Origin of the sequence: Sporosarcina sp. YIM B06819 (assembly GCF_033485175.1) — a bacterium.
GTDB lineage: Bacteria > Bacillota > Bacilli > Bacillales_A > Planococcaceae > Sporosarcina.
On the sequence record NZ_JAWLIQ010000013.1, the window covers coordinates 1 to 21,338 of the forward strand.

Here is a 21,338-nt window from a genome sequence, read left to right on the forward strand (position 1 = left end):
GAAGGCAGTCTAAAGACGCCGCGTCCTGCGGCAACGACTGCATGACCCACTTCGTGTGGGTCCAAGCCGTGCCCGCGGAAAGCGTCCGCCTGAAGCGGAAATCAACCTTGTTCATATTTTAGTACTACCAAAAATGGAGGGTTTATTCGTGAAAAAACGTGCATTGCTTAGCGTATCGGACAAAAGTGGTATTTTGGAATTTGCAAAAGTGTTGGAAGGCTTGGGCTACGAACTACTATCTACAGGCGGAACAATGAAGCATTTGGCTGACAATGGTGTTGCTGTAACAGCTGTTGACGCAGTGACTGGCTTTCCTGAAATTATGGAAGGCCGTGTGAAAACACTCAATCCAATGATTCACGGTGGATTGCTTGCAAAACAAGACGACCCATCACACATCGCACAAATGGAAGAACACGGCATTCAGCCAATCGACATCGTTTGTGTTAACTTGTATCCGTTTAAAGAAACGATTTCTAAACCGAATGTGTCAACTGACGATGCGATCGAAAACATTGATATCGGCGGACCAGCAATGCTTCGTGCTTCTGCGAAAAACCATGCGTACGTGACGGTAATCGTCGATGCAACAGATTACGACCAAGTTATTGCGGAACTAACAGCTGACGGCCAAACGACACTTGAAACACGCAGACGTCTTGCGGCAAAAGTTTTCCGTCACACAGCTGCATACGATGCACTGATTTCAGGTTATTTGACTGACCTTGCAGGCGAAGAATTCCCAGAGCAAGTCACGTACACTTACGAATTAAAACAACCGCTTCGTTACGGTGAAAACCCGCATCAAAAGGCAGCTTTCTATAGCCGTCCACTTGGTTCTGATTTCTCCATTGCTTATGCGGAACAATTACATGGCAAAGAGCTTTCATACAACAATATTCAAGATGCAAATGCGGCAATTCAAATCGTTAAGGAATTTGAAGGTCCTGCTGCAGTTGCGGTCAAACATATGAATCCATGTGGTGTTGGAACTGGTGAAACAATTTTTGATGCATTCAATAAAGCCTATGAAGCAGACTCGACATCTATTTTCGGTGGTATCATCGCATTAAACCGTGAAGTTGATGCGGTAACTGCTGAAAAATTATCGGGTATCTTCCTTGAAATTATTATTGCACCTGCTTTCACAGAAGAGGCAATTGAAATCTTGACACAGAAGAAAAACATTCGCTTGATGACCATTTCATTTGATCAAAACAAAAAAGATAAATGGAATACGGTATCTGTTGAAGGCGGATTGTTAATGCAAGAGCCAGATGCTTATGGTTTTGCAGATGCAGATATTAAAGTAGCAACAGACCGTGAGCCGACAGAAGCAGAATGGCAAGCAATGAAATTGGGCTGGGCTGTTGTCAAACACGTCAAATCAAATGCGATTGTTGTAACAGACGACCATATGACACTTGGCGTTGGTGCTGGACAAATGAACCGTGTGGGCGCTGCAAATATCGCATTGACCCAGGCTGGTGAACGTGCGAAAGGTGCAGCACTTGCATCGGATGCATTTTTCCCAATGGATGATACAGTCGAAGCAGCAGCGAAAGCGGGCATTACGGCGATTATCCAACCAGGTGGATCAGTGAAAGACGAAGATTCCATCAAAAAAGCAAATGAATATGGTATTACGATGGTATTTACAGGCGTTCGTCATTTCAAACATTGAGGAGGAACTAATTTGAATATACTCGTTATCGGGAGCGGTGGCCGCGAGCACGCGATTGCTAGACAGTTCAATGTCTCCCCTTCAGTTCAAAAAGTATTTGTAGCACCAGGTAATGATGGCATGAAAAACGATGCGCAATGTGTAAACATTGATGCGTTGGATTTCGCGGCACTTGTCGCATTTGCCAAAGAAAATCAAGTGGATCTAACATTTGTTGGTCCTGAACAACCTCTTGGAGAAGGAGTCGTTGATTTCTTCGCTGAACATGGCTTGAAAGCATTTGGTCCTACGAAAGCTGCGGCGCTTATCGAAGGCAGTAAATCGTTCGCGAAAGAACTAATGGCGAAGTATGATATTCCAACAGCTGGCTATGGAACGTTTACAGATGCAGAAGAAGCGAAAGCATTTATTCGTGAAAACGGAGCGCCAATTGTCGTCAAGGCGGACGGGCTTGCTGCTGGAAAAGGTGTTATCGTTGCGATGACATTGGACGAAGCGCTTCATGCGGTTGACGATATGATTGGCAATCAAAAATTTGGTGAATCATCGTCTCGTGTTGTCATTGAGGAATTTTTGGATGGTGAAGAATTCTCTTATATGTCATTTGTTCATGATGGACAGATTTACCCAATGGTAATCGCACAGGACCATAAGCGTGCTTATGATGGCGATCGAGGTCCAAATACGGGCGGAATGGGTGCGTATTCGCCAGTTCCACAAATTTCGGATGCGGTTGTGCAAGAGGCTTATGACAAAGTGGTTGTTCCTACGGTTGAGGCAATGGCGGCAGAAGGAACACCATTTACGGGGATTTTATATGCGGGGTTAATCCTCACAGATAAAGGACCGAAAGTTATTGAATTCAATGCACGCTTCGGCGATCCGGAAACACAAGTTGTCCTGCCACGTATGGCATCTGATTTTGGTGAGTTCATGGCGGCACTAATGGACAGCAAAAAGTATGACTTGAAGTGGCATGAAGAAGCAATGTTAGGCGTAGTCATTGCGGCTGACGGTTATCCGGGCGATCTTGTCAAAGGTGCGGCATTGCCAAATCTTGATGGTTTGGCAGCACAAGGCTTGGATGTTTTCCATGCAGGTACGAAAGCGAGTGGCGCTGGCTTTGTTGGTAACGGAGGTCGTGTCTTGCTTGTCACGGCAAAGGCAGATTCATTGAAAGAAGCGCAACAAAAAGTATACAAAGGCTTATCTGATCTCGAATGGGACGGTTTCTTCTATCGAACAGATATCGGCTGGCGTACGTTTGAATAAAATAGAAGACCATTTTCTCTGAAATGAGAGAATGGTCTTCTTTTCTGTTTTATGGAATAAATGGTTGCATGATTTATCTGATTACTTATACTTAAGGTAGTGCTTGAAGAGAAAGGTGAAGAGATAATGGGTTTACAATTTTCGAATGTTGAAAAGAGATTGAATGATACACTCGTGTTTCCTTCATTCAATTTACATGTAAAGGGCAGTCAAGTTACGGCAATCTACTCAAGTCTTAATGTGCGAAGTACGCTTTTACATATGCTTACAAGGCAAATACCTGTTTTAAACGGTGAGATATTCATAGGTGATGTAGAGATTTCAAAGGTCAATCTTTCAGACATTGGTTTTTCATTCCGGAATGAAGGATTGTATGAGCGATTAACGGTTGCTGAACAGCTCAATCTCTATCGAAAACTTTACAATACATCTGAAGCTACTTCAGTGATTTTGCGAAAAGTTCACCTTGAAGAAAAAAGGAACGTCAGGATAAAGAAACTATCTTACTCAGAGCAAAGACGACTCCAATTTGCGAAGCTGCTTGTTCAAAATCCTGACTTGCTCATTTTTGAAGAACCTGATCAAAATATCGACATTGAAACACAAAGGGTATTGATAATTATTTTGGAAAAGCTGCGTGCTAAAGGTAAAAATGTTCTCATCCTTACGGGCAATATGGAGAGTGCGGTTACTTTGGCAGATAAAGTGTGTAGATTGGACGAAAGCGGTTTGCACGAAATTCAATTGGCAGACGAATCTGAAGAGGGGATATCTCCTACTGAAATCGTAGAAGAGCAAACTTCAACATTGGATGCAGACGTCGAAATTGAAAAACCAGAAATTCAGCCAGTTCGTTTTGAGAAAATCCCGACGAAGGTCAATGAAAAAATTGTGCTCTTTGATCCGCCCGAAATTGATTATATTGAAAGTAATGATGGACAGTCGTATTTACATATTAAGGGTGAAGGGTTTCCCACAATATTTACGATGAATGAGCTTGAAGAGCGTCTGCAACATTTTGGCTTTTTCCGTTGCCATCGTTCCTATATCGTCAACCTCCAAAAGGTCCGCGAAGTCATTACCTGGACACGGAACAGTTACAGTCTCATTTTGGATGATGAAAAAAAGTCCAACATCCCCCTGTCAAAAACGAAAATGGCTGAATTGAAAGTGATGTTGGGCCTGAAATAAGCTCCATTCACCCCCAAAAAGGCTCTTTTCACGGGAAATATGCTGTCTTTGTGCTGAAAACGACTTAATCTAAAGGTGCAGCAACAAAACAACGACTAGCACATTTTAGGGGGAGTACAATGGAAAACATCATTGAAGTTCAATCATTGGAGAAAGTGTTTGCGAATCAAACAGCACTTGAAGACGTCAATTTCCACGTTAAAAAGGGAGAGATTTTTGGCTTTCTCGGTCCGAGTGGTTCGGGAAAAACAACAACGATTAAAATATTGACGGGTCAATTAAATCAGACGAGCGGGAAAGCGACCGTCTTCGGAAAACCAGTTTCGGGGATGAAAAACGGCGAGTCAAGAAAGAAAATTGGAGTGCTGACGGATAATAGCGGCCTCTATGGGAGATTGTCCATTTACGATAATCTTAAACTGTATAGTGACCTATATGGAGTTACAGAGAAGCGAATTGATGAAGTACTTGCGATCGTTAATTTAACAAGTGAGAAGAAGAAAGTCGTTTCAAAGCTATCAAAAGGAATGCTTCAACGTGTGACACTTGCCCGTACATTGTTACATGAACCAGAGCTATTATTTCTTGATGAACCGTCTTCGGCACTGGATCCGGTGAATTCGCAACATATCCATGAAGGACTACGGGAATTGAAAGCGCGGGGGACAACAATCTTCCTAACCACTCATGACATGAACGAAGCAGAGCTGCTTTGTGATCGAGTCGCATTTTTAAATAAAGGTCAAATTCGGTTGATGGATGAACCAGGGAAATTAAGAAAACAGTATTCTGATTCAACCATGACTGTCGAGCTGAAAACCAATGAGAAAGTCGTATTGAGGAGCACAGCTGAAGATGCCCAAAAGATGTTCAACTATATGGCGTCAAACAACGTCGCGGCCATTCATACAAATGAACCAACATTAGGCGATATTTTCGTCGAAGTGACAGGGAGGAAATTATCATGACATTTTCAATGAAACGTGTAAATGCTATATTCCAGAAAGACTTTAGGGATATTTCTAGAAACTCGGCTGTTTCCATTACGGTATTTATGCCGCTAATTATGGCTTTTGCATTGGGCAAGATGAATGAAGATATTTCGATTGATGGGCATTATATGGTTATCAATATTGCAATGGTTGTCGTGGGATCATTTATTCAGTGCTGTTTAATTGCTGAGGAAAAAGAGAAAAATACACTTCGCGGCTTAATGTTGTCGCCAGCTTCGACGTTGGAGATAATTGGCGGGAAAAGTTTGTTAAGCTTACTAGCGATGATCATTATTGTTGTCATCAGTGCTATGCTGACAGGCTATAAACCGGAAAATATAGTCATCATAGCCGGTGCAATCCTATTAACTAGTTTCTTTTTCATTGGTTTAGGGACTCTTCTTGGCTTGCTTGCTAAATCAGTTATGGAAGCTTCTGTAATTATTATGCCTTTTATGCTCATATTTGGTTTTGGATCGATGGCTACGATGTTTGCAGACAAATACCCTATTTTGAAGGTGATGGATTATACGCCGAATGCACAACTTGCGGACATTGCAGTGAAGATTGAAAGCGGAGTTGGACTTGGTGGAGTGTGGTTGAACTTTGGCATTATTATACTGTGGATTATCGTTGTTTTTGCATTGACAGTCGCCGTATTTAAGAAACGGAAGATGGATTAGCAGTCAATGAAAATAACCTGTTCAGAAGGTCTGAACAGGTTATTTTCGATTGCATATGCTTGAATGGCAGTAAACGGATGCTATGCGGTATTATTTGTTCGCTATCCGGTAGTAACTAAATTCCATCACCATCTATCTAAGTTTTCAAATACATAGTGTATTCTCTATTTATTTCCCGAATGCTATGCTAGGATAAATACTAAAGACACTCCATATCAAAGGGGGAGAATACATGTGGGAACAGTATGCTATGAAAGACCAACTCCAGATCATCAACGGTAAAAAAGCACCGGATCTCATTATTATTAATGCGGAATACTTACATTCCATCTATAAAAAATGGGTGACGGGCAACATCTGGGTGGCTGGTGATCGAATTGTTTATGCGGGTAAGGAAATGCCTGCGGTGACAGAAGGGGCAGAGATTGTTAATGCCGCAGGGAAGAAAATTGTATCCGGTTACATTGAACCACACGTCCATCCGTTTCAATTGTATAACCCACGAACGTTTGCAGATTATGCAGCAAGGCTTGGGACAACGACGTTCATCTCGGACAATATGGTTCTATTTATGTCGCTCGATAATGCGACTTCCTTTTCGATTCTGGATCAGTTTAATGAATTGCCCTTCTCCTTTTACTGGTGGGCACGGTTTGATTCGCAGACGGTTTTGCAAAATGAGGCAGAGCTGTACAATCCGGCGTCCATTAAGGAGTGGATTGAGCGTCCAGAAGTGCTGTTGGGCGGCGAGCTAACAGGCTGGCCACGACTGATGGCTGGGGATCCGGACATGCTTGCTTCCGTCCAGGCAACAAAACAAGCAGGTAAGAAAGTCGAAGGTCATTTCCCTGGGGCCTCGGAACGCACACTGACGAGGATGAAACTTCTTGGGGCAGATGGCGATCATGAAGCAATGACTGTAGAAGAAGTGGAAGCACGGTTGTTACACGGTTATGCTGTGACGCTTCGCCATTCATCGATTCGCCCCGATCTTCCGCATTTATTGAAGGGCATTGTAGACAAAGAATTAGACGTGTTTGACCATTTAATGATGACAACGGATGGTTCTACACCGTCGTTCCATATTGATGGTGTGGTGGACAAGTGTATTCGTGTTGCGCTTGAAGCGGGTGTACCACCAATTGATGTTTATCAAATGGCGTCTTACAATGTGGCGCGTTATTATGATATGACCGATTTGCATGGCATCATTGCAACAGGTCGTTATGCAACACTGAACTTCTTGGAGGATGAATACAATCCGGTGCCAACGGATGTATTATCTAAAGGGCAGTGGCTGAAACGTGACGGTCAATCGACAGCACCATTTCCAGCCATTGACTGGTCATTTGTGGACAAGTTTGCACCAGACTTCAACCTGGAGGAAAAAGACTTTATTTTTGACAGTCCACTGGGTATTGAAATGGTCAATGATGTCATTACGAAGCCGTACACTGTCACTATCGATATGACGGTTGAAAAATTGGCAGATGATCACGACGAGAGCTTCCTGATGTTAGTCGACCGCAATGGAAAATGGCGCGTCAATACGCTCATTAAAGGTTTTGCCACAACTGTTCAAGGCTTTGCTTCGTCATATTCCAATACAGGCGATATTATTTTAATAGGTAAAGATAAAAAAGAAATGCTGAACGCCTTCCATGAAATCAAACGAATTGGCGGCGGTATGGTACTCTATGAAAAGGGTACTATTGTGGCGACGCTTCCATTAGCAATCGGCGGTGGATTATCGGCGGAACCTGTGGAGACATTGATTGTACAGGAGTTGGCGCTGAAGAAGGCGTTGACAGAGCGTGGGCACACACATGGTGATGCGGTGTATACATTCCTGTTCCTGCAATCGACGCACCTACCTTATATTCGTATTACACAAGTGGGTCTATTTGATGTGATGAAAAATGAAGTAATCATTCCGGTCACGGAAAGATAGGGGGAAGCAATGACAAAAAAAATGAGAGGATTGCTATTCTATTTAGCAATCGCTATGTTGCTACTGGCAGCGTGTTCAAAAGAAGAAAAAGTGGAGGACCCTGTTCCAGAGCCAGACGAAGATGAAGAGATTGCTGAGGAAGAGGAGCCGGTGGAGGAAGTGTCTGTCGAGTTGTTTCCTTCGCCGTTTACAGGTGTTATGAAGGAAGAAGAAAATATCCGTCGCCCAGTACTTGCGACGATTAATAACCATCCGTTGGCTAGACCGCAGTCGGGTATTAGCGATGCAGATATTATTTATGAGCTTGCTGCGGAAGGTAGTGTGACAAGACTCTTGGCTTTATTCCAAAGTGAGTTACCAGCAGAAATCGGGCCGATACGTAGTGCGAGGGATTATTTTGTTCATATCGCCAAAGGGCTTGATGCATTTTATGTGGCGCATGGTTACAGTCCTGATGCTAAACAATTGTTAGAGAAACGTGTGGTGGATAACGTCAACGGTATGCAGTATGATGGGACACTGTTCTGGCGTTCTAGGGAACGTAGAGCACCGCATAATTCCTATATTTCTGGCGACAACATTGTTGCGGCGGAGGAGAAGACGAATTCTTCAATGGAACTTTCTGTAATTCCACCATTTGCATTCCTTGAATTCATTGAAGATGCTAAAATAGGAGATAGTGTGTCTTCAGTAACTGTTAAATACAGTTCAGATCCGAATTTTACGAGTGTTTATGCTTATGATGCGGAAAAAGGAATCTATAGCCGGACAGTAAACGGCAACGTGACAGTTGACAAAGCAAATGACAAACAACTAGAGCTGTCTAATATTCTTGTATTTGAAACAGCTCACCGGACTATCGATAACGTTGGGAGACAAGCAGTTGATATCGAATCGGGCGGTAAAGCGATGCTGTTCCAAGCAGGTATTGCTAGAGAAATCGAGTGGGAAAACCGTGACGGAATTTTGGTGCCAATGGAAAATGGTCTACCAGCGAAATTGGTTCCGGGCAAGACATGGATTCATATAGTACCGACTAAACCAGGATTAGTCACTGCTGTTACGTATATGCCTTGAGGAATTCATTCAGAGAGAGGGAACGATATGCAAATCGATAAAATCCGTGGTCATCAGACGGATCAGCTACTTAAAGCGATGCTCGAATTGAAAGACCTCGATGAATGTTATGAATTTTTTGATGACCTTTGTACAATTAGTGAATTACAGTCGCTGGCACAACGGCTGGAAGTTGCACAAATGCTAAAATTGAAAAAGACTTATGATACGATTCAAAGAGAAACGGGGGCAAGTACAGCGACGATTTCACGTATTCGTCGTTGCGTCGATTACGGCTCAGGTGGTTATAGCAAAGTGCTGGATCGCCTGTATCCTCAACAAGAAGAAACAATATAAGTAGCGTATGAACCGGACAGAGAAAGAATCTGTCCGGTTTTTTTGGTATACTAAAGGAACGTACATTATCCTCATCCAGCAGAAGGCACCTGTAGCTGACGCTTCGCTTTCAGTACAAATCCATTTGCTGAACAAGGAGGAATGCAGTTCAATTCCTCCCTGATAATGCCTCCGGCGGATGTCACGGATTTTTAGGGGATTAAGAAGGCAACCTAAGCCGTGTCCTGCGGATGCCTTAATTTCTGTAAAGTACGCAGAAATTAAGGCAAATCGAACCCTTCGCTGTTCGATTCGCAATTACGCCAAGACGAAATTGATTAGAATGGGTGGTTAACTATGGACTTCACAACATGGCGTCATGCCTTTAAATTAGATCCTGCTAAAACGCTGACAGACGAACAGCTTGAATTGCTCGCGGAGTCGGGAACGGACGGCATCATCGTCGGTGGCACGGATGGTATTACGCTTGATAACGTGCTCGATTTACTCGTTCGCATTCGACGGTTTTCCGTGCCAGTTGTACTTGAGATTTCAACGGTGGAGTCTGTGACACCGGGCTTCGATTATTACTTCATTCCCACGGTGCTTAACTCAACAAAAGTTGAATGGATTAACGGTATCCATCATGCAGCGATGCGTGAATATGGGCATATGATGGATTGGGATGAAATTGTGACAGAGGGCTATTGCATTTTAAACCCTGAATGTAAGGCGGCGAAATTGACGGGTGTGACAGCAGTGCCGGACGAAGAGGATGTTGTTGCCTATGCGCGCATGGCAGAGCATTTATTCAAATTGCCTGTATTTTATATGGAGTATAGCGGCGAATATGGTGATCCTAGAATTGTCGAGGCAGCGTCCCGTGTTCTTGAAAATACGCGACTCTTTTATGGCGGCGGCATTAAAAATGTGGCAGAGGCAAAAGAAATGGCGCAAGTTGCTGATACGGTGATTATAGGGAATATCATATACGAAGACTTAATAGCGGCATTGGCAACGGTAGACGCGGTGAAATCAGTTTCCCGATAAGACTATGTCGTGTATAATGAAGGAACAAATGTTCCGAGAGGGCGATAATGATGAATAAAATAGCAGCAGATTTACTAACAGGTATGAACCCCGAACAGGCTCGTGCAGTGAAAAAAACAGAAGGAGCACTTCTGATTATGGCTGGAGCAGGTTCCGGAAAAACGCGTGTTTTAACGCACAGAATTGCCTACCTTGTCGTTGAGAAAAATGTCTATCCTTCCAATATCCTTGCTATCACATTTACAAACAAGGCAGCACGTGAAATGCGTGACCGTATTGATGGATTGCTTGGCGCAGGTACAGGTGAAAGCATGTGGGTTTCGACGTTTCACTCCATGTGTGTGCGGATATTACGTCGTAATAGTGATCGAATTGGCATTTCAAAATCATTTTCCATTCTCGATTCAGCTGACCAATTATCAGTCGTGAAAAGTGTGTTGAAGGGATTGAACCTGGATGCCAAGCAGTACGATCCACGCACGATGCTGAATACCATCAGCTCTGCAAAAAATGAATGTATAGATGCAGAAACATTCCGTGGGCAAATCAACCCGCATAACCCGTATGAAAAAACGATTGCAGATGTTTACGAAGGCTATGCAAAACGATTACGTCAAAACCAATCCATGGATTTCGACGACCTCATCATGATGACGCTCGTCCTATTCGAGCGTGTTCCAGATGTCCTCGAATATTATCAAAACAAATTCCAATACATTCATGTCGATGAGTATCAAGATACCAATAATGCCCAGTATAGATTAGTCAATATGTTAGCGAGTAAATTCAAGAACTTATGTGTCGTAGGAGACTCTGATCAGTCTATTTATAGATGGCGCGGAGCGGATATTAGTAATATTTTATCCTTCGAGAAAGATTATAAAAATGCTGAAATGATTATGCTGGAACAAAACTATCGCTCGACGAAACGTATCTTACAAGCGGCAAACGACGTCATTAAGAATAACCAAAGCCGTTACGATAAAAAGCTACGGACGGACAATGAAGAGGGCGAGTCCATCTCTGTTTACAAAGCGAGCGATGAAAAAGACGAATCGCAATTTGTCGTTGGTAAAATTCTAGAGCTGAAAGAGCAAGAAAATCTAAAGCTCGATGAGTTTGCTATTTTGTACCGCACCAATGCACAGTCACGTGTCATTGAGGAATACCTCGTTAAATCGAATCTCGATTATACAATCGTCGGTGGCACGAAGTTCTATGACCGTAAAGAGATTAAAGACTTACTCGCTTATTTGCGTCTCATTGCTAATAACGAAGATGATCTAGCACTTGCACGCATTATTAATGAACCAAAACGAAGCATTGGCGCAACTTCATTCGATAAAATGGCGCGCTTCGCTATGGATCATGATCGTTCTATTTTTGATGCGTTACAGGAAATCGATTTTATGGGCATTACACCAAGGGCAGCCAACGAAGTTGCCAAGTTCCATGAATTGATTGCTGGCTTTACAAAAATGCAGGAATTTTTATCAGTCACTGAATTGGTTGAGCAAGTTCTAGAGAAGACTGGCTATCGTGACATGTTGCAGCGTGAAAAAACGATTGAATCAGAAAGTCGTTTGGAAAACATTGAAGAGTTCCTGTCTGTCACAGAAGCATTTGAAAAGCGTGCGGAAGAAGATACGGGAGATCGTTCGCTAGTAGCTTTCCTAACCGATTTAGCATTGATTGCAGATATTGATTCACTCGATAAAGAAGAGAACCAGAACAAAGAAAAAATCGTCCTGATGACGATGCACGCGGCAAAAGGGCTCGAATTTCCTGTCGTTTTCATTATCGGCATGGAGGAAAATGTTTTCCCACATTCTCGCTCATTAGGCGATGATGAAGAGATGGAGGAAGAGCGCCGTCTTGCCTACGTTGGCATTACGCGTGCAGAACGCAAGCTGTACTTAACCTCAGCCTCGTACCGAACACTTTACGGTAGAGCGAGTTACAATAATCCATCCAGATTTATTGGTGAAATTTCCGAAGACATCTTAGACATTCAGTCTAAAAATTCCGGATGGTCATCTGGCAATACAATTTCAGGACAAAGTACTGCATCTGTACGTCCAGCTGTTAAAAAACCCGTTTACAAAACAAGCGGTGGGGACAAAATGGGTTGGAGCCCTGGCGACAAAGCAGTCCACAAAAAGTGGGGCACTGGTATGGTTGTCAGTGTCAAAGGGACAGGCGAGGAAGTTGAATTGGATATCGCATTCCCGAATCCTGTGGGTATTAAGCGTTTGCTAGCGAAATTCGCGCCGATTGAAAAGGGATGATAAATGAAGGAGCGGAAAAAGATGGATCGAGTCGAACTTGAAAAACGAGTGGAACAATTGAATGAGCTACTGCATGACTACGGACATGCCTATTATGTGCTCGATAAGCCACTTATTTCTGACGCAGTCTATGACGACTATATGCAGGAGCTGTTAGCGATTGAAGCGGCAAACCCAGATCTCGTTTACCCCGATTCGCCATCGCAACGTGTTGGTGGTGAAGTGCTAGCAGGCTTTGGAAAAGTGACGCATGCGTTTCCAATGCTTAGTCTATCAAACGCCTTTAATGAAGGTGACTTACGTGAATTTGACAGGCGTGCGCAAGAAGCTGTTGGGCATACGGTTTCATATATTTGTGAATTGAAAATTGATGGTTTGGCTGTGTCACTGCGCTATGTGGATGGCAAGTTTGTCCAAGGTTCAACCCGTGGTGACGGCTCAGTAGGGGAAGACATTACAGCAAGCCTAAAAACAATCTGGACTATTCCGTTACGTTTGAAAGAACCAGTTTCAATTGAAGTACGCGGTGAAGCCTATATGCCGAAAAAGTCGTTTGTCCAGTTGAATAATAAGCGTGATGAAGCCGGTGAAGAACTGTTTGCCAATCCTCGTAATGCGGCCGCTGGTTCACTTAGACAACTAGATCCGAAAATAGCTGCCAGTCGTAATTTAGCTGTTTTTATTTATAGTATTGCAGGTGACGGCAGTGCCTATGGACAGGATAGCCATTCGGAGTCATTGAATAAATTAGACTCCCTTGGGTTTGAGACGAATAAGGAACGACAACATTGTGCGACGATTGAAGAAGTACTTGCGTTTATTGAAAAATGGACAGCAATCCGCTCGGACCTTAATTATGAAATCGATGGTATTGTTGTCAAGGTCGATAATTTTGAGGACCAGGAGCAGCTTGGTTTTACGGCAAAAAGTCCGAAATGGGCCATTGCTTATAAATTCCCAGCTGAAGAAGTCGTCACAACCTTACTCGATATCGAGCTAAGTGTGGGACGGACAGGCGTTGTCACACCGACAGCTATTTTGGAGCCAGTTTTGGTGGCAGGCTCGACGGTTGGACGTGCATCCTTGCATAACGAAGACCTTATCAAAGAGAAGGATATTAGAATCGGAGATACAGTCATTATCCGAAAAGCAGGCGACATTATTCCGGAAGTCGTTGCACCTATCATTGAAAAACGTAGGGGCGATGAAGTGCCTTATGAAATGCCGGAAAATTGCCCGGTCTGTGATTCAGAGCTGATACGTATTGAAGGGGAAGTGGCGCTTCGTTGCGTCAATCCGCAATGTCCGGCGCAGATAAAAGAAGCGATTATTCACTTCGTATCCCGCAATGCTATGAATATTGAAGGAATTGGGGAACGAGTTGTTGGGCAATTGTACGAGGCGAATCTTGTACATGACGTTTCAGATCTATATACATTAACGAGAGAACAATTGATTGAACTAGAGAGAATGGGTGAGAAATCCGTCTCCAATTTACTTGCAGCGATTGAAGCGTCAAAAACGAATTCATTAGAAAAAATGCTTTTTGGATTTGGCATTCGCCATGTGGGTGAAAAAGCAGCGACGATTCTTGCAGAGGAATTTGGCACATTAGCGGCTTTAATGGAGGCAGATGTGGAACGCTTACTGACCATCCATGAAATTGGTGACAAAGTAGCCGAATCTATTCAAGCTTATTTCAGCAATGAAGATGTACTGGCCATGCTCAAAAATCTGGAAGCTTACGGCGTGAACATGACCTATACAGGGCGGAATCGACAAGATATGCCAACAGTAGGACCCTTTGCTGGAAAAACGGTCGTACTCACAGGGAAATTAACGATTTTAACCCGTGGCGAAGCGAAAGAGAAAATTGAAGCACTTGGTGGAAAAGTTAGTGGCAGTGTCAGCAAAAAGACAGATCTCGTGATTGCTGGAGAAGACGCCGGTTCGAAATTAGCAAAGGCTGAGGAGCTCGACATCATGGTGTGGGATGAAGCGAAGTTAATTGAAGTGCTCGGTGAGGAGTCGTGATGATGAAAAAGTTAATAATACTTCCAGGACTAGTAGCCGCTTTGTTTCTAGGAGGGTGTGTCCCTTCGATTGGTAAGGAAAAAGAGCCGGTGATTCAGGAGAATGAGGATAGTATAGAAGAAACGGTCATCATTCCGGATATCCATATAAAAGATGAGTTTTACCGGACGCTTATACCATTCAAGAAAAGTGCGAGTCGTGGCCTAATTGTCAGTAATATTTACACAAAGTATGATATACAGGAAGCCGAGGAAGGCTTGTTACGGATATCGACAAAAAACTTTGACCCTAAAACGCACTATTTTCAAGAAGGGCAGTATATCGATAAAGACACTGCGCTAGCTTGGCTGGCAAGAAGCTCATCCAATCCACAAGGGCTCAATCCGCCAGCTGCAAAAGGGGGAAGTGAAGAACAGCTTGCGGAAGAAGCCCCCAATTATCTTGCGCATATCGTCGAACAAAATTACCTTGTCATGACGGAAGGTAAAAAAGTACGCCTTGCTGGAATTTCAATAGGTCTTGCCCTCAATACCAGAAGCTACTCAAGAGATGGGGTAGATACGAAGATTGACGATAAGGAAATTGAACAGCAGGGGATGAAAATCGCAGAGGAAGTTATTCGTCGTCTGCGTTCACAAGCAGGACTCGCAGATATTCCAATTGTGATTGGTTTATTTAAACAGGAAAGCCGAAACTCTATTGTTCCAGGTACCTATTTTGCAACTACAGTCGCGGAAAAAGGGCAATCAGCACCGAATGGCTGGAAAGTCGTTGATGAGAAATATGTTGTGTTCCCAGCCGCTTCGGAGACAGAGAATTACCGAGATATGAATAACACATTTAATAAATTTAAACAGGATATCGATACCTATTTTCCTAGCTTTGTCAACGTGATTGGTACTGGGTTTTATAAGGATGGTAATCTTAAATCGCTTGATATCAAGGTCCCTATTCAATTTTTCGGTGCGAGTGAAACGATTGGCTTTACACAGTATTTGACAGACCGCGTGGAAAAAACTTTTCCAAATGTGTATACGGAAGTGAGTATCACATCCATTAATGGTCCGGAAGCGCTAATCATCAAAGAAGCTGACAAGGAGCCATTTGTTCATATTTATGGCTATTAAAAGATCATCATTTGCACATCATAACTTTTCTTCATTATTGTTAGGTGTTATGATTAATCGTACAATTCAAGGACAAGGAGGAAAGAACATGACACAATTAACAAAAGAACAAGTAAAGCATCACGCAACGCTTGCATGGCTAGCAATTACGGATGATGAAGCAGAAGCATATGTAACAGAGCTGAGTGGCATCGTCGACTTCGTGAAAGAATTGCAAGAAGCAGATACAGACGGGGTTGAGCCAATGACACATCCATTGCAAGTATTCAATGTACTGCGTAAAGATGTACCAACGGATATACTGGACCGCGAAGAAATGCTGAAAAGTGTGAAGCAACACGAAGATGGGCAAATCAAAGTGCCAACAATCCTTTGATGAATGAATGTAAGGAGGAAAACAGATGACGTTATTGACGAAAACAGCAACGGAACTTCAGTCGTTGTTACATAATCGGGAAGTGTCTGTCAAAGAATTGACGGAAGAATCACTATCTCGTATAGCGAAAGTAGATGGAGATGTGCATGCGTTTCTATCGACAAATGAAGACCAAGCACTTGCTACAGCACAACAATTGGACAACCAGCCACTTGAAGGGCGGGGGCCACTTTTTGGTTTACCTATCGGAATAAAAGACAATATCGTTACTAAAGGGATTGTCACAACATGTGCTAGTAAAATGCTTGAAAACTTCGTCCCTGTTTATGATGCGACTGTTGTTGAACACATCAATGCAGCTGGCATGGTCACAATGGGGAAACTTAACATGGACGAATTTGCAATGGGATCGACAACGGAAAGATCAGCATTCCAGACTACGCATAATCCATGGAATCTTGACCATGTACCAGGTGGCTCATCAGGTGGTTCGGCAGCAGCCGTGGCGGCGGGCGAAGTGGCATTTGCGCTTGGTTCTGATACGGGTGGTTCTGTTCGTCAACCAGCTGCATTTTGTGGCGTTGTAGGCATGAAACCGACATATGGCCGTGTATCACGTTCAGGTCTTGTTGCATTTGCATCATCATTGGACCAAGTAGGACCGATTACGCGTACTGTTGAAGATAATGCACTTTTGCTGAATGCTATTGCAGGCTTGGATCATAGAGATTCATCGACATCACCACAAGCTGTTCCAGATTTTAGAGCAGCACTAACGGGCGATATTAAAGGTCTAAAAATTGGTGTTCCAGCAGAATATCTTGGTGCAGGCGTATCTGAAGAAGCGAAAGCGGCTGTTTTAGAAGCGTTAAAAGTGCTTGAATCACTTGGAGCAGAGTGGGAAGAAGTTTCTCTTCCGAATTCGAAATATGCTTCTCAAGCTTACTACGTCATTTCTTCATCTGAAGCATCTTCAAACCTTGCTCGTTTCGATGGCATTCGTTATGGCTATAGTGCTGAAGGTGCGAAGAGCTTGGAAGAATTGTATACACGCTCACGTTCTGAAGGCTTTGGTGAAGAAGTAAAACGTCGCATTTTACTCGGTATGTACTCACTAGGTGCAGACCATCATGAGGATCTATATATGAAATCATTAAAAGTACGGACGCTTGTGGCACAAGACTTCGCCAAACTATTTGAGAAATACGATGTCATTATTGGACCATCAACTGCGACAACAGCTTATAAGATTGGTGAATTAATTCACGATCCGTTGACGTTGTATGCCAATGACATCCTGACTGTACCGATTAACCTTGCAGGTATCCCAGCGATTTCAGTGCCATGCGGATTTTCAAATGGCCTACCACTTGGACTGCAAATAATCGGGAAACATTATGATGAAGCGACAGTTTACAAAGTGGCACATGCCTATGAACAAGCAACTGACTTCCATACACAAAAGCCAGCTCTATGGGAGGTAAAATAATGACGAACTTTGAAACGATTGTTGGACTTGAAGTCCATGTAGAATTGAAAACAGATACAAAAATTATGTCACCAGCTCCTGCTCATTTTGGTGCAGAACCGAATATGAATATCCACGTGACAGATTTAGCATACCCAGGTGTGTTGCCAACATTGAACGAACGTGCTGTTGAATTCGGCATGAAAGCGTCAATGGCACTTAACTGTGAAGTGGCATCAGTGATGAACTTTGACCGTAAACATTATTTCTACCCGGATAATCCAAAAGCTTACCAAATTTCACAGGATAAGCGTCCTGTGGGACAGAACGGCTGGGTAGAAATCGAAGTCGATGGAAAAAAGAAAAAAATTCGTATCGAACGTATTCACCTGGAAGAAGATGCAGGGAAGCTGACTCATACTGACGAAGGTCACTCACTTGTTGACTTAAACAGGCAAGGGACGCCGTTAATCGAAATTGTAACAGAAGCAGATGTCCGTTCACCGGAAGAAGCGTATGCTTTCCTTGAGAAGCTAAAAGCAATCATTCAATATACAGGTGTTTCGGATGTGCGTATGGAGGAAGGTTCACTTCGTTGTGACGCCAACATTTCGATTCGTCCATTTGGACAAGAGGAATTTGGTACAAAAACGGAATTGAAAAACTTGAACTCTTTCAACTTCGTTCGCCGTGGGATTGCTTATGAGGTGGAACGTCAAGAAAAAGTATTACTTTCTGGCGGTACAATTCAGCAGGAAACGCGCCGTTACGAAGAAGCAACAGGTGCAACTAGCTTGATGCGTGTCAAAGGTAGCGCGAAAGATTACCGTTTCATCAACGACCCGGATTTACCAGAAATCCACATCGACCAAGCATGGATGGACCGCGTACGTGCGGAAATTCCTGAGCTACCAGATGCACGTAAAGAGCGCTACATCAATGAATTCGATTTACCAGAATACGATGCAAAAGTCCTGACGCTGACAAAAGTAATGGCTGACTTTTTTGAAGCAACTGTTGCAGCTGGTGCAGACGCAAAACTTGCTTCTAACTGGTTGATGGGCGAAGTATCTGCTTACCTAAATGCGGAGCAAAAAGAATTTAGTGAAACGGCACTAACGCCTGATGGCCTTGCAAGCATGGTTAAACTAATTGCAGATGGCACGATTTCATCTAAAATCGCGAAAAAAGTATTTAAGGAATTAATTGAAAAAGGCGGCAACGCAGCAGACATCGTTAAGGAACAAGGACTTGTCCAAATTTCTGATGAAGGCACGCTACGCACGATTGTTACAGAAACACTAGATGCTAACGAACAATCGATTGAAGACTATAAAAACGGTAAAGACCGCGCAGTCGGCTTCCTCGTTGGTCAAATTATGAAAGCGACGAAAGGCCAAGCCAACCCGCCGCTTGTTAATAAAATCTTGCTTGAAGAAATCGCGAAGAGGTAATATTGTTAAATACCCTGTACAGGACTTTGAGGAGTCTTTGTACAGGGTGTTTTATCTTCATTCAGCAGAAGAACCCCTGCTGAATAAGGAGGAATGCAGTTCAATTCCTCCCTAATAAAGCCTCTGGCGGATGTCACAGATTTTTAAGGGAAGCCAGAAGGCAACCTAAGTTCGCCGCGTCCTGCGGCATCGGTTGCATGACCTACATCCTGTAGGCCCCAAGCTCGAAAAAATCGGGACGCAATTACGCTAAGGCGTAATTGATTATAGTCTCGGAATTTGATTCGCGCGAAGGGACGACGTACAATTAGTGTAAAGGAGTGATGATCGTAAATGAAAACAGAAAAACAGTTTTTTGATGAAGCGATTTCGCTTGAACGATATATGAATAATATGGAGAAGCATAAAGAACATAGTTTCCGTATTTACGAACAATTTGAAGTGCCCCAGGACGATGAATTCATTGTGCTATTGAAAGAAAAGAAGCCTAGTGTTCTTGTTATTACGGAAGATTGGTGTGGCGATGCGATGATGAACAATCCTGTGTTCAGAAGAATTGCCGAGGCAGCCGAGCTCGATGTGCGTGCTGTCTACCGTGATGCAGATACAGACTTAATCGACAGGCACTTAACGAATGGCGGCCGAGCGATTCCAATATACTTACTACTTGATGAAAATGGAGAAGTGGAAGCTAAGTGGGGGCCGCGTGCCGCTACCATTCAAGACTATGTGATGGAGCTACGCAAGGATTTACCGCCTGCTGATGCGGAGGACTATAAAGAGAAGCAACAGGTATTCATTGAGCAGCTAACAGCAGAATATACATCGAAACCGGAGCATTGGTTGACGGTGTATGAGGATATTCGCAAAACATTGATGCCCATTTTACAGAAGCAAGCCTAATCAAGGTTTAGACATTAAAAAATTATTTGTACGAATAGAGGGAATTTCGGATGAAGCGAGCACGAATAATTTACAATCCGACGTCAGGACGGGAGATATTTCGCAAGCATTTAGGTGAAGTCCTTGAACAGTTTGAAATGGCTGGTTATGAGACATCCTGTCATGCAACAACCGGTGAAGGAGATGCGACGGAAGCGGCAAAACAGGCTGTGGAACGTGGTTTTGATCTTGTGGTTGCGGCAGGAGGAGACGGCACATTAAATGAAGTTGTTGCGGGTGTCAGCTCATTTGACAAGCGCCCTACAATTGGACTCATTCCTACAGGAACAACGAATGACTTCGCGCGTGCGTTACGCATTCCACGTGATATTGATGCTGCAGTTGACATCATCGTCCGTGGTGAGACAATCCCAGTCGATGTTGGACTCATGAACGACCGCCATTTCATCAATATTGCAGGTGGTGGTAGAATGACGGAATTGACGTATGATGTGCCAAGTAAGTTGAAAACGGTGTTGGGGCAACTTGCATATTATTTAAAAGGTATTGAAATGTTGCCTTCTATTCATTCATCGCACGTGAGGATTGAGTATGACGGGCAAGTGTTTGATGATGAAGCGATGATGTTTCTCGTCGGATTGACGAATTCCATTGGCGGCTTTGAAAAGCTTGCTCCGAATTCAAGTATCAACGATGGTAAGTTCACATTGCTAATATTGAAAAAATGTAATATTGCTGAATTCATCCGCGTAGTGTCACTAGCTCTTCGTGGTGAGCATCTAGGCGATCCACTCGTCATTTCAAGTGCAGCTGAGAAAATCAAGATCACTTCATCGGAGGAAGTCCTGTTGAATCTTGATGGAGAATATGGTGGAATTCTACCAGCTACGTTCCAAAATCTCTATCGCCATATCGAGATGTTTGCACCGGTGGATGAATTGAGGGAAGAAGATCGGATTTAAAAAAGCTGTATGACTGTCTAATTTGACAGTCATACAGCTTTTTTCAAATGTATTCAATGGCCTGGTCTTGATTGCCGGCAAGTTTCGGTAAATCATTTATCGGAACCCAGCGATGACAAAATACCATGCCATCGTCTTCACCGCCACCTGCTACACGATGTTCCCATTCACTCGTCTCATCGCCAATATAGGCAAGGTGAAAAATATTGCGCTCGTAGAAAATATTTTTGTTTGGTGGAAAATAATTCGTTTTGTTCACCTTTCCTTTTAATTCAAGATGGTCACGTGTAATACCTGTTTCTTCTTCAACCTCTCGATACAAAGCATCGATGAGCAGTTCATCGGACTCGATTGTGCCACCTGGAACTTGAAGGCCTGCTTCAGGATGTTCTTTGTGCTCGAACACAAGGATTTTACGTTGGGGATCTTCCCCTTGTGTGATATAAGCTAGTACTTTTCTTTTCATTTCCATTGTGCTCACCTCACTTAAGTTCATAAAGTATACACAAAA

18 protein-coding genes are annotated in these 21,338 nt (G+C 43.3%); 17 read left to right on the top strand and 1 reads right to left on the bottom strand.

Features of this window, described 5'->3' with window-relative positions; genetic code table 11:
- The first annotated feature begins 148 nt into the window (after window positions 1-148).
- From purH to R2B72_RS10160, 17 genes are all read left to right on the top strand, one after another.
- Window positions 149-1,684, top strand: coding sequence for a bifunctional phosphoribosylaminoimidazolecarboxamide formyltransferase/IMP cyclohydrolase (gene purH, locus R2B72_RS10080; RefSeq protein WP_318616384.1), 1,536 nt, complete (start codon window positions 149-151; stop codon window positions 1,682-1,684).
- Between the two features lie 12 nt (window positions 1,685-1,696).
- Window positions 1,697-2,956, top strand: a complete 1,260-nt coding sequence (purD, locus tag R2B72_RS10085) for a phosphoribosylamine--glycine ligase (protein ID WP_318616385.1) — start codon at window positions 1,697-1,699, stop codon at window positions 2,954-2,956.
- A gap of 126 nt (window positions 2,957-3,082) precedes the next feature.
- Window positions 3,083-4,147 carry a LytTR family transcriptional regulator DNA-binding domain-containing protein gene (locus R2B72_RS10090; RefSeq protein WP_318616386.1) on the top strand — a complete coding sequence of 355 codons (1,065 nt, stop codon included), beginning with the start codon at window positions 3,083-3,085 and terminating at the stop codon, window positions 4,145-4,147.
- Window positions 4,148-4,266: 119 nt separating this feature from the next.
- Entirely contained in the window at window positions 4,267-5,115 is an 849-nt protein-coding gene (locus tag R2B72_RS10095) for an ABC transporter ATP-binding protein (protein WP_318616387.1), read from the top strand.
- Window positions 5,112-5,822 carry an ABC transporter permease gene (locus tag R2B72_RS10100; protein WP_318616388.1) on the top strand — a complete coding sequence of 237 codons (711 nt, stop codon included), beginning with the start codon at window positions 5,112-5,114 and terminating at the stop codon, window positions 5,820-5,822. Before R2B72_RS10095 ends, R2B72_RS10100 begins: the two co-directional genes overlap by 4 nt.
- 232 nt (window positions 5,823-6,054) lie before the next feature.
- On the top strand, window positions 6,055-7,773 hold the full coding sequence (locus R2B72_RS10105; protein ID WP_318616389.1) for an adenine deaminase C-terminal domain-containing protein: 1,719 nt from the start codon (window positions 6,055-6,057) through the stop codon (window positions 7,771-7,773).
- A gap of 9 nt (window positions 7,774-7,782) precedes the next feature.
- Complete coding sequence (locus tag R2B72_RS10110; protein ID WP_318616390.1) at window positions 7,783-8,850, top strand: DUF3048 domain-containing protein; 1,068 nt, start codon at window positions 7,783-7,785, stop codon at window positions 8,848-8,850.
- Between the two features lie 27 nt (window positions 8,851-8,877).
- Entirely contained in the window at window positions 8,878-9,186 is a 309-nt protein-coding gene (locus R2B72_RS10115) for a YerC/YecD family TrpR-related protein (protein WP_318616391.1), read from the top strand.
- Window positions 9,187-9,522: 336 nt separating this feature from the next.
- Window positions 9,523-10,215: a heptaprenylglyceryl phosphate synthase gene (locus R2B72_RS10120; RefSeq protein ID WP_318616392.1), complete on the top strand. Its 693-nt coding sequence runs from the start codon at window positions 9,523-9,525 to the stop codon at window positions 10,213-10,215.
- Between the two features lie 50 nt (window positions 10,216-10,265).
- A complete protein-coding gene (gene pcrA / locus R2B72_RS10125; protein ID WP_318616513.1) occupies window positions 10,266-12,503 on the top strand; it encodes a DNA helicase PcrA in 2,238 nt (745 codons plus the stop codon).
- A gap of 21 nt (window positions 12,504-12,524) precedes the next feature.
- Window positions 12,525-14,537: an NAD-dependent DNA ligase LigA gene (ligA, locus tag R2B72_RS10130; protein WP_318616393.1), complete on the top strand. Its 2,013-nt coding sequence runs from the start codon at window positions 12,525-12,527 to the stop codon at window positions 14,535-14,537.
- A gap of 2 nt (window positions 14,538-14,539) precedes the next feature.
- Window positions 14,540-15,664, top strand: coding sequence for a CamS family sex pheromone protein (locus tag R2B72_RS10135; RefSeq protein WP_318616394.1), 1,125 nt, complete (start codon window positions 14,540-14,542; stop codon window positions 15,662-15,664).
- Between the two features lie 88 nt (window positions 15,665-15,752).
- The gene (gatC, locus tag R2B72_RS10140) at window positions 15,753-16,040 is read left to right on the top strand and encodes an Asp-tRNA(Asn)/Glu-tRNA(Gln) amidotransferase subunit GatC (protein ID WP_318616395.1); all 288 of its coding nucleotides are present in this window, start codon (window positions 15,753-15,755) and stop codon (window positions 16,038-16,040) included.
- Between the two features lie 25 nt (window positions 16,041-16,065).
- The gene (gatA, locus tag R2B72_RS10145; RefSeq protein ID WP_318616396.1) at window positions 16,066-17,529 is read left to right on the top strand and encodes an Asp-tRNA(Asn)/Glu-tRNA(Gln) amidotransferase subunit GatA; all 1,464 of its coding nucleotides are present in this window, start codon (window positions 16,066-16,068) and stop codon (window positions 17,527-17,529) included.
- On the top strand, window positions 17,529-18,962 hold the full coding sequence (gene gatB, locus R2B72_RS10150) for an Asp-tRNA(Asn)/Glu-tRNA(Gln) amidotransferase subunit GatB (protein WP_318616397.1): 1,434 nt from the start codon (window positions 17,529-17,531) through the stop codon (window positions 18,960-18,962). The genes gatA and gatB overlap by 1 nt, the downstream gene beginning before the upstream one ends.
- A gap of 333 nt (window positions 18,963-19,295) precedes the next feature.
- On the top strand, window positions 19,296-19,865 hold the full coding sequence (locus tag R2B72_RS10155; RefSeq protein WP_318616398.1) for a thioredoxin family protein: 570 nt from the start codon (window positions 19,296-19,298) through the stop codon (window positions 19,863-19,865).
- Window positions 19,866-19,915: 50 nt separating this feature from the next.
- Complete coding sequence (locus R2B72_RS10160; protein WP_318616399.1) at window positions 19,916-20,827, top strand: diacylglycerol kinase; 912 nt, start codon at window positions 19,916-19,918, stop codon at window positions 20,825-20,827.
- Between the two features lie 43 nt (window positions 20,828-20,870).
- Here R2B72_RS10160 and R2B72_RS10165 read toward each other — a convergent pair whose 3' ends face one another.
- Window positions 20,871-21,299 carry an NUDIX hydrolase gene (locus R2B72_RS10165; protein ID WP_318616400.1) on the bottom strand — a complete coding sequence of 143 codons (429 nt, stop codon included), beginning with the start codon at window positions 21,297-21,299 and terminating at the stop codon, window positions 20,871-20,873.
- Window positions 21,300-21,338: the final 39 nt, after the last annotated feature.

What these genes read in the sequence shown, in the direction of transcription:
- R2B72_RS10090 (WP_318616386.1), top strand. Translation starts at nt 3,083, where the DNA reads ATGGGTTTACAATTTTCGAATGTTGAAAAGAGATTGAATGATACACTC.
- R2B72_RS10095 (WP_318616387.1), top strand. Translation starts at nt 4,267, where the DNA reads ATGGAAAACATCATTGAAGTTCAATCATTGGAGAAAGTGTTTGCGAAT.
- R2B72_RS10100 (WP_318616388.1), top strand. Translation starts at nt 5,112, where the DNA reads ATGACATTTTCAATGAAACGTGTAAATGCTATATTCCAGAAAGACTTT.
- R2B72_RS10105 (WP_318616389.1), top strand. Translation starts at nt 6,055, where the DNA reads ATGTGGGAACAGTATGCTATGAAAGACCAACTCCAGATCATCAACGGT.
- R2B72_RS10110 (WP_318616390.1), top strand. Translation starts at nt 7,783, where the DNA reads ATGACAAAAAAAATGAGAGGATTGCTATTCTATTTAGCAATCGCTATG.
- R2B72_RS10115 (WP_318616391.1), top strand. Translation starts at nt 8,878, where the DNA reads ATGCAAATCGATAAAATCCGTGGTCATCAGACGGATCAGCTACTTAAA.
- R2B72_RS10120 (WP_318616392.1), top strand. Translation starts at nt 9,523, where the DNA reads ATGGACTTCACAACATGGCGTCATGCCTTTAAATTAGATCCTGCTAAA.
- pcrA (WP_318616513.1), top strand. Translation starts at nt 10,266, where the DNA reads ATGAATAAAATAGCAGCAGATTTACTAACAGGTATGAACCCCGAACAG.
- ligA (WP_318616393.1), top strand. Translation starts at nt 12,525, where the DNA reads ATGGATCGAGTCGAACTTGAAAAACGAGTGGAACAATTGAATGAGCTA.
- R2B72_RS10135 (WP_318616394.1), top strand. Translation starts at nt 14,540, where the DNA reads ATGAAAAAGTTAATAATACTTCCAGGACTAGTAGCCGCTTTGTTTCTA.
- gatC (WP_318616395.1), top strand. Translation starts at nt 15,753, where the DNA reads ATGACACAATTAACAAAAGAACAAGTAAAGCATCACGCAACGCTTGCA.
- gatA (WP_318616396.1), top strand. Translation starts at nt 16,066, where the DNA reads ATGACGTTATTGACGAAAACAGCAACGGAACTTCAGTCGTTGTTACAT.
- gatB (WP_318616397.1), top strand. Translation starts at nt 17,529, where the DNA reads ATGACGAACTTTGAAACGATTGTTGGACTTGAAGTCCATGTAGAATTG.
- R2B72_RS10155 (WP_318616398.1), top strand. Translation starts at nt 19,296, where the DNA reads ATGAAAACAGAAAAACAGTTTTTTGATGAAGCGATTTCGCTTGAACGA.
- R2B72_RS10160 (WP_318616399.1), top strand. Translation starts at nt 19,916, where the DNA reads ATGAAGCGAGCACGAATAATTTACAATCCGACGTCAGGACGGGAGATA.
- R2B72_RS10165 (WP_318616400.1), bottom strand. Translation starts at nt 21,299, where the DNA reads ATGGAAATGAAAAGAAAAGTACTAGCTTATATCACACAAGGGGAAGAT.